Origin of the sequence: Pseudomonas sp. Marseille-Q5117 (assembly GCF_946901175.1) — a bacterium.
Taxonomy (GTDB): Bacteria; Pseudomonadota; Gammaproteobacteria; order Pseudomonadales; family Pseudomonadaceae; genus Aquipseudomonas; species Aquipseudomonas iranensis.
Genome location: NZ_CAMPPP010000028.1, coordinates 22,768 through 29,808, shown reverse-complemented (window position 1 = coordinate 29,808; position 7,041 = coordinate 22,768). Strand labels below are relative to the sequence as shown.

The 7,041-nt window shown below is 60.9% G+C and carries 6 protein-coding genes; 1 reads left to right on the top strand and 5 read right to left on the bottom strand.

What is annotated here, in order from left to right; all coding sequences use genetic code 11:
• Positions 1-412: 412 nt before the first annotated feature.
• From OC605_RS27475 to OC605_RS27460, 4 genes are all read right to left on the bottom strand, one after another.
• Positions 413-1,369, bottom strand: a complete 957-nt coding sequence (locus tag OC605_RS27475; RefSeq protein WP_262140450.1) for a 2-hydroxyacid dehydrogenase — start codon at positions 1,367-1,369, stop codon at positions 413-415.
• Positions 1,370-1,400: 31 nt separating this feature from the next.
• Positions 1,401-2,159 carry an SDR family oxidoreductase gene (locus OC605_RS27470; protein WP_262140449.1) on the bottom strand — a complete coding sequence of 253 codons (759 nt, stop codon included), beginning with the start codon at positions 2,157-2,159 and terminating at the stop codon, positions 1,401-1,403.
• A 34-nt stretch (positions 2,160-2,193) separates the two neighbouring features.
• On the bottom strand, positions 2,194-2,886 hold the full coding sequence (locus OC605_RS27465; RefSeq protein WP_262140448.1) for a fumarylacetoacetate hydrolase family protein: 693 nt from the start codon (positions 2,884-2,886) through the stop codon (positions 2,194-2,196).
• 98 nt (positions 2,887-2,984) lie between these two features.
• Entirely contained in the window at positions 2,985-4,334 is a 1,350-nt protein-coding gene (locus OC605_RS27460; RefSeq protein WP_056785134.1) for an MFS transporter, read from the bottom strand.
• A gap of 541 nt (positions 4,335-4,875) precedes the next feature.
• Here OC605_RS27460 and OC605_RS27455 point away from each other — a divergent pair.
• Positions 4,876-5,808, top strand: a complete 933-nt coding sequence (locus OC605_RS27455; protein WP_130887979.1) for a helix-turn-helix transcriptional regulator — start codon at positions 4,876-4,878, stop codon at positions 5,806-5,808.
• An 8-nt stretch (positions 5,809-5,816) separates the two neighbouring features.
• On the opposite strand, the gene OC605_RS27450 is transcribed toward OC605_RS27455, so the two are convergent.
• Entirely contained in the window at positions 5,817-7,010 is a 1,194-nt protein-coding gene (locus tag OC605_RS27450; RefSeq protein ID WP_125916079.1) for a GAF domain-containing sensor histidine kinase, read from the bottom strand.
• Positions 7,011-7,041: the final 31 nt, after the last annotated feature.

Here is a 7,041-nt window from a genome sequence, read left to right as displayed (position 1 = left end):
GCAGTTTGAAATCCGAATGGATACCCAAGGCTGGCTACCGAAACGAAGATGAGGCTAGTACCGATGTGTTGCGCTACCTGACCCATTATTACAATCGGATCAGGCTGCACAGTCACAACGGATATCGGACTCCGGTAGCAATGGAAGCCTTGGCAGCATGAGAAATGACCTAAAACCTATAACCGTGTCCAGTATCGTTTGACCAGATCACTAACCCTCTCCCAGAGGGAGAGGGGACTTGGTCGAGGTGTTTGTTGAAGATGCGCCGACCTGAGACTCTGCGTCGAGCTCGTTCTTGGATTCAACGAAGATCGGCTCCCTTTCCCCCTCGCCCCCTGGGGGGAGAGGGCTGGGGTGAGGGGGCTGGATTTCACTGACTCAACGCAATCTGCAGCCTATCCCAAACAACCATTCACCCCGTCACACACCCAACCGGCACTTTCCCCGCAAACGTATCAACCAGACTGGCCACCACCATTTCCCCCATCCGCGTGCGAGTCTGCAAGGTGGCGCTGGCCCGATGCGGTTGCAGCACCACCTGTTCGTTACCAAACAACGCTTCCGGCACATTCGGTTCATCGACAAACACATCCAGCCCAGCCCCGGCGATTTCCCCAGCCGAAAGCGCGGCCACCAGATCCGCCTCGTTCACCAGTTTGCCCCGGGCGACGTTGACCAGGTAACCGTCCTTGCCCAGCGCTTGCAGCACTGGCGCGTCGATGATCGCTTCGCCCTTGTCCGCCGCGGCGGCGAGGATCAAGGCGTCGCTGTCGCGGGCCAGTTGTTTGAGGTCGGCGACGAAGGTGTGGGGGACGTCGCTCATCGGTTGCAGGTCGGTGTAGCTGATCGGGCAGCCGAAGGCGGCGGCGCGGGTGGCGATGGCGCGGCCGACGCGGCCCATGCCGACGATGCCGATGCGCATGCCGGAGACTTGTCGGGCCAAGGGCAGCGGGGCGAGTGGGGTCGGGCTTTGTGGCCATTGGCCGGAGCGCACGTAGCGGTCGCTGGTGCACAAACCGCGACAGACCGAGATGAGCAGGCCGATGGCGAGGTCGGCGACGTCTTCGGTGAGGGCGCCGATGGTGGCGGTGACGCGGATGCCGCGGTCGCGGGCGTAGGCCAGGTCGACGGCGTCGGTGCCAACACCATTGACCGCCACCACTTCAAGGTTCGGCAGTTGCGCCATCAGCGCCTGGCTGATGCCTGTGTGGCCGCCGGTGATGACGCCGCGAATGCTGGCGCCGTGTTCCTTTATGCAGGCGGGTTTGTCCGCTTGCTGGAAGTAGCGGCGTACGGTGAACAGTTGGTCCAGACGCGCGTTGATTTCCGGGATCAGGATCGGGCTCAGTTGCAGGATTTCTGGCTTCATGGCTACCTCGTTACGCAATAAAAAGGCCGGCTCAACCGCGACCGGCAAACGGCATGGCGCTGGCCATGACGGTCATGTTCAGGACGTTGGCCGACAGCGGCAGAGCGGCGATGTAGCGCACTGCATCGGCGACGTGTTTGACGTCGACCATTGGCTCGACGGCGATGCTGCCGTTGGCCTGGCGTACGCCTTTGGTCATGCGCACCGACATTTCCGTCAGGGCATTGCCGATGTCGATCTGGCTGCAGGCGATGTTGAATTCGCGGCCGTCCAGCGCCAGGGATTTGGTCAGGCCGAGCACGGCGTGTTTGCTCGCGGTGTAGGCGCTGCTGAACGGGCGCGGCGTGTGTGCGGAAATCGAACCGTTGTTGATGATTCGTCCGCCCTGCGGCTGTTGTTTGCGCATCAGCCCGAACGCACCGCGAGCGCAGAGAAAGACACCGTTGAGGTTGGTGTCGATCACGTTGCGCCACTGCTCGAAGGTCAGTTCATCCAGCGGCACGGCGGGGGCGTTGACGCCGGCGTTGTTGAAAACCACATCGAGGCGCCCGTAGACCTCGGCAATGGTCGCGAACAGCACGTCGACACTGGCCGGATCGCGCACGTCGGTGGGTACCGCCAGCGCTGGGTGACCCTGGCTCTGCGCCAGTTCGACCAGCGCTTGCAAGGGCTCGGGCCGGCGTCCGGCGAGCACAAGGGTGAAACCGTCAGCCATCAGGCCCAGCGCCACGGCGCGGCCGATGCCACTGCCGGCGCCGGTCACCAGCGCAACTTTCAAAGAGGTCGGCATATTGTTGTTCTCCTTTTTTCTGAATCCGCTGGAATCAGGGCCGTGGGCCGACGCGCATTTCCAATTCGCCGATGCCGTCTATGCCAGCGCTGATCACGTCGCCCGGTTGCAGACTGTCAACGCCGGCGGGGCTGCCAGTCATGATCAGGTCGCCGGCGCGCAGGGCCACGGATTGCGAGATGCGCGCGATTACTTCACTGACCGACCAGATCTGGCTGTCGAGATTGTCGCGCTGGCGTTCTTCGCCGTTGACGTTCAGCCACAATTCGCCCTCGGGATGGCCGCTGCGGCTAACCGGGACGACGGCAGTCATCGGCGCGGCACCGTCGAACACCTTGGCGCCTTCCCACGGCAAGCCGTTGCTCTTGGCTGCGCGTTGCACATCGCGGCGGGTCAGGTCGAGGCCGGCGGCGTAGCCCCCCACGTAGGCGAGCGCTTGATCCTCGGGGATATTGGCGCCGCCTTCACCGATGGCTACGACCAGTTCGATTTCGTGAACGAAGTCCTCGCACACTGTCGGGAAGGCGATGTCGCCGACGGCATCGACCACGCAACTTGCCGGTTTCATGAAAAACACTGGCGGCTGGCGCGACTGGCCTTGAGTGTCCGGCCATGGGTAGTTGCGGCCGACACAGAACACCCGGCCAACGGGGAAGCGCTGCTCGGTGCCGAGTACCGGCAAAGTCACGGGCAGATCCGGGGTAAAGACGTATTCAGTCATGTTCATCCTGCGGGTCATCCTGTTTGAAAGGGCAGCGTACGGCGGCTGGCGTCGGTGAAGTTGGACGAAAGCCGCCTGCGTTTGGACAAATCCGGGTTCTTGCCTCAGCGCACCTTCAGCTCGATGCGATACAGGCGTCCGAGCAGTAACGAATAGGAGAGGGTGCCGATCAGCGCGACGCCGCCAATAAACCAGAAGGCATAGGCGAAGGTGCCGGTGGCGTGGACGATGGCGCCGATCACGATCGGCGTGACGATGCCGCCGATGTTCGCCGCCAGGCTGGTAATGCCGCCGGTGAGGCCGATCAGCTCTTTTGGCGCCACTTCCGACACCGCCGCCCACGATGAGGACGCGATGCCTTGGGCGAAGAAGGCGATGGTCAGCACGGCGATGCAGATCAGGTTGGAGTCAGTGAAGTTCACCAGCACGATCGACATGCCCAGCATCGAACCGACCACCAGCGGCAACTTGCGCGCAAACGACATCGAGTAGCCGCGACGGATCAGCAGGTCGGAAACGATGCCGGCCAGCAGAATCCCCACCGTGGCACCGACGAAGGGCAGCACGGCGAAGATCCCGGCCTTGATCATGGTCAGTTTGCGTTCTTCGATCAGGTAGGTCGGGAACCAGGTGAGGAAGAAGTACAGCGCCGAGGTGCTGGCGAATTTGCCGATGCAGATCGCCCAGATCTGCCGATAGCTGAACAGCTCGGCAATCTGCCGCCAGTTGAAGCGGGTGCGCTCCTGGCTGCTCTTGACCAGACCGCCGCCGGTTTCGATGTACTTCAATTCTTCCTGGCTGACTTTCTTGCAGTTCAGCGGATCGCGATACAGGTACAGCCACAGCACACCGAAGACGATGCCGAGTGCGCCGGTGCTGTAGAACACGTGGCGCCAGTCGAAGGTGGTCGCCAGCCACAACAGCGCGCCGGTGAACAGCGCGGTGCCGAGGTACTGGCCGCACACGTAAATGCTGCTGGCCATCCCGCGTTCCCGCGCCGGGAACCACACCGTCACCGCGCGGCTGTTGGCCGGGAAAGCCGGGGCTTCCATGGCGCCGACCGCCAGGCGCAGGCCGAACAGCGAGGCAAACCCCGTGGCGAAACCCTGGCAAACGGTGACGGTCGACCAACTGATCAGCGAAACGCCGTAGGTGAAGCGCGAGCCAAACCGGTCAGCGATGAACCCGGCCGGCACCAGCGCCAAGGCATAGGTCCAGGCGAACGCGGAAAAAATCAGGCCCATCTCGATCTTGTCCAGGCCCAGGTCCTTGGCCATGAACGGCGCGGCGATCGAGATGTTCACCCGGTCGATGTAATTGATGATCGTCGCGATCAGCAGCAACGACAGCATGAACCAGCGCCGCCGGGTAGGCAGGCGCTGCGCCGAAACGGCATCGCGTGCACCGGCTATCACCGGCGGCACCGTGGCACTGGAAGAATGGGAGTTGGACATGCGGAGACCTCGTTATTGTTAGAAGAGTCGAGATTTTTCGAGCAGCCGATGCCGTTGCCCGCAACGTGTGGGGCAAGGCAATCGAACGGGTTGCAGCGCGGCTTTCAGACGTTCAGGAACGTCTTTGTGCAATTGATTTCAAGGGGAGGTCGGGCGGGGCGGCGAGGGGAAATAGCAGGATCATGACGTGCGCACCTTTGATTGTTTTTGAAAGAGGTTGGGCTGCGTTGGTCACTACAGTGGTCGTACAACGGTTCTAAATCAACCGATGGGTTAGAACGTTTTTTCTTGAAAAAAGTGGATTTGGCGAACGTGTCCAAAAAGATAAATACGATTTGTCTTGAGAATAAAGATCAGATTAAAATCCCAACCGTATGAAAAATAACGACTAATTGTATTTTTATAATAATGCGGTTTTTGGACAGGCACATGGCGAGGCTTCTTTCAAAAAAGCCAACGTCATCGTATGACTCGTTGCCGCCCACCGCACAACCCTGCAAGATGAAGGGCGCCACCTCACTGCCCAGAGGACCTCCCGCCCATGTCTTCACCCAGCCGTATCCCGACTTACGTCATGCAGCAACGCAGCGAATTGACCGATTTCTACATTCGCGACAAAAAGGGGCGGCGCGCCGAAACCGCGCCTCACCGGCACGAGTACTTCCAGATCCAGATCAACCTCGGTGGCGACACCGTGCAGCACATCGGCAGCGTCCAGCGGCCATTTCCCCGCAACACCCTGGCGTTCATCCTGCCGCACCGCGTGCATGTGATTCCGCATCCCGCAGACAGCAATTTCATCGTCATCAATTTTTCCCAGACGTTCCTGTTGCCGCATCTGCAATGCGACCCGATGGATCTGGAAGAGGTGTCGATCCTGCTCGCGCCTGAGCTATCGCCGTTCCGCTTTCAGGAACATCTGGATTTCATTTTGAACGATGAGGATTTCGCTCAGGTCTGCGGCCTGATCGAACAGATGCGCGCACTCGATGAGAACCGTCAGTTCGGCACGCGGGAAATGCTCAAGGGCTTGTTGCTGCAGATGATCGGCAGCGTGTGTTTTCTCTATGCCGAGCCGCTCAAGCGCTTGGCAGAAGAGAATGCCGCCGAGAACAGTCGTCGCGACGCTTTGAGCCGCATGTTCGAATACTTGCGGAAGAACATCGCCGATCCTGATCTCAACCTGATCAAAGTCGCCGCTGCGACCTATCTGTCACCGACCTACCTGACGCACTGGCTGCGCAAAGAGATCGGCAAGACCTTCACCGAGCTGGTGCTGGAGCGGCGCATGCACGCCGCGCGCAACTTCCTCCTCAACAGCACGCGCTCGGTGGGCGAAGTGGCGCGGTTGTGCGGGTTCGCCGATGAGGCCTATTTCTCCCGGCGGTTTCGCCAGATTCATGGCCAGCCACCGGGGCAGTTCCGCCGCCGCCAGCTCAACCCGGACACGCCGCAGACGCCACTGAATACTTAGAGCGGCGCTCAGACCCACTTGAAGCGGGCAGGGAAGCGCGCGACAAAACAGGTGCCCGTTTCACGGTCGGACGTCACGCTCAAGGTGCCGTTGTGCGCATTGGCTATCTGCCCGGCGATGTACAAGCCCAGTCCCAACCCTTCATGACGCTGGCCTGCTTCGGAACGGGAAAACGGTTCGAACAGCAGCGGCATCAGCGCAGGCGGGATCGGCGTGCCCTGATTGGTCAACGAAATAACGATTTCGTCGCCCTCGGCAAAGGCTTTGAGCACGATCGGTTCGGCAATGGAACCGTGAGTTACGGCGTTGCCCAGCAGATTCGACAACAACTGGCTGATCCGCAGCGGGTCGCAATAGACCCCGGCCGGCACCTCCAGCGAATCAATAAACTTCGCCTGCGGGTACGCCACCTGGATTTCTTCCAGGGTCTGGCGCAGCGTTTGCTGCAAGTCATCGACCAGTTTGCGCTGCACCGGGATGCCACTGCCGAGCCGACCCCGGGCGAAGTCGAGGATGTTTTCGATCAGCACGCCCATGCGCACCGAGCTGGTGCGAATCGCCGACAGCAGCGTGCGCGAGCGCTTGTCCTCGACTTTGCTGTCCAGCAGATCGGCACTCATGCGGATGGCACTGAGTGGCGTGCGCAAGTCATGGCCCAGTACGGCGATGAACTGCTCGCGCAGACGGCCCATTTCGTTGGCATCGGCCAGCGCGGTTTTGGTCGCGTGCAAATGGCCTTGGGTATCCAGGCTCATCGCAATCAGCTGGGCAAAGAGGGTGAGGGTCTTTTCGATGGCCGGGTCATCGAGGTTCGCCGGAACCGAATCAATGGCGCACAGCGTGCCGAAAAACTCGCCATCGGCCTTGATGATCGGAATGGAGATATAGCTTTCCAGGCCGTAGGTTTTCGGCGTGTGATGCGTGGAGAACAGCGGGTGCTGGCTGGCATGGCCGAAGATCACCGGCTGATGGTGCTGACGGATCTCATGACAAATCGTCGATTCGAGCACCAGTTCGCCGCCGGGTAACAGGCCGAAGTCAATCGAATCATCCACGGCGCAGGCGATCCACTTGCTCTCGGTGACCCGCGCTACGGCGGCGAAGCGCATACCGGTGATGTGCTTGACCATGCTCAGGATCACCGGCACAGCGTCAATGCTGCCGATGGCCTGGAGGTCGGAAGAGAAATCTGTCTGGGGCATGGCCGGCGCTTCGCGAAAGTGTCGCAAGAGA

What these genes read in the sequence shown, in the direction of transcription:
- OC605_RS27475 (WP_262140450.1), bottom strand. Translation starts at nt 1,369, where the DNA reads ATGAAGCCAGAAATCCTGCAACTGAGCCCGATCCTGATCCCGGAAATC.
- OC605_RS27470 (WP_262140449.1), bottom strand. Translation starts at nt 2,159, where the DNA reads ATGCCGACCTCTTTGAAAGTTGCGCTGGTGACCGGCGCCGGCAGTGGC.
- OC605_RS27465 (WP_262140448.1), bottom strand. Translation starts at nt 2,886, where the DNA reads ATGAACATGACTGAATACGTCTTTACCCCGGATCTGCCCGTGACTTTG.
- OC605_RS27460 (WP_056785134.1), bottom strand. Translation starts at nt 4,334, where the DNA reads ATGTCCAACTCCCATTCTTCCAGTGCCACGGTGCCGCCGGTGATAGCC.
- OC605_RS27455 (WP_130887979.1), top strand. Translation starts at nt 4,876, where the DNA reads ATGTCTTCACCCAGCCGTATCCCGACTTACGTCATGCAGCAACGCAGC.
- OC605_RS27450 (WP_125916079.1), bottom strand. Translation starts at nt 7,010, where the DNA reads ATGCCCCAGACAGATTTCTCTTCCGACCTCCAGGCCATCGGCAGCATT.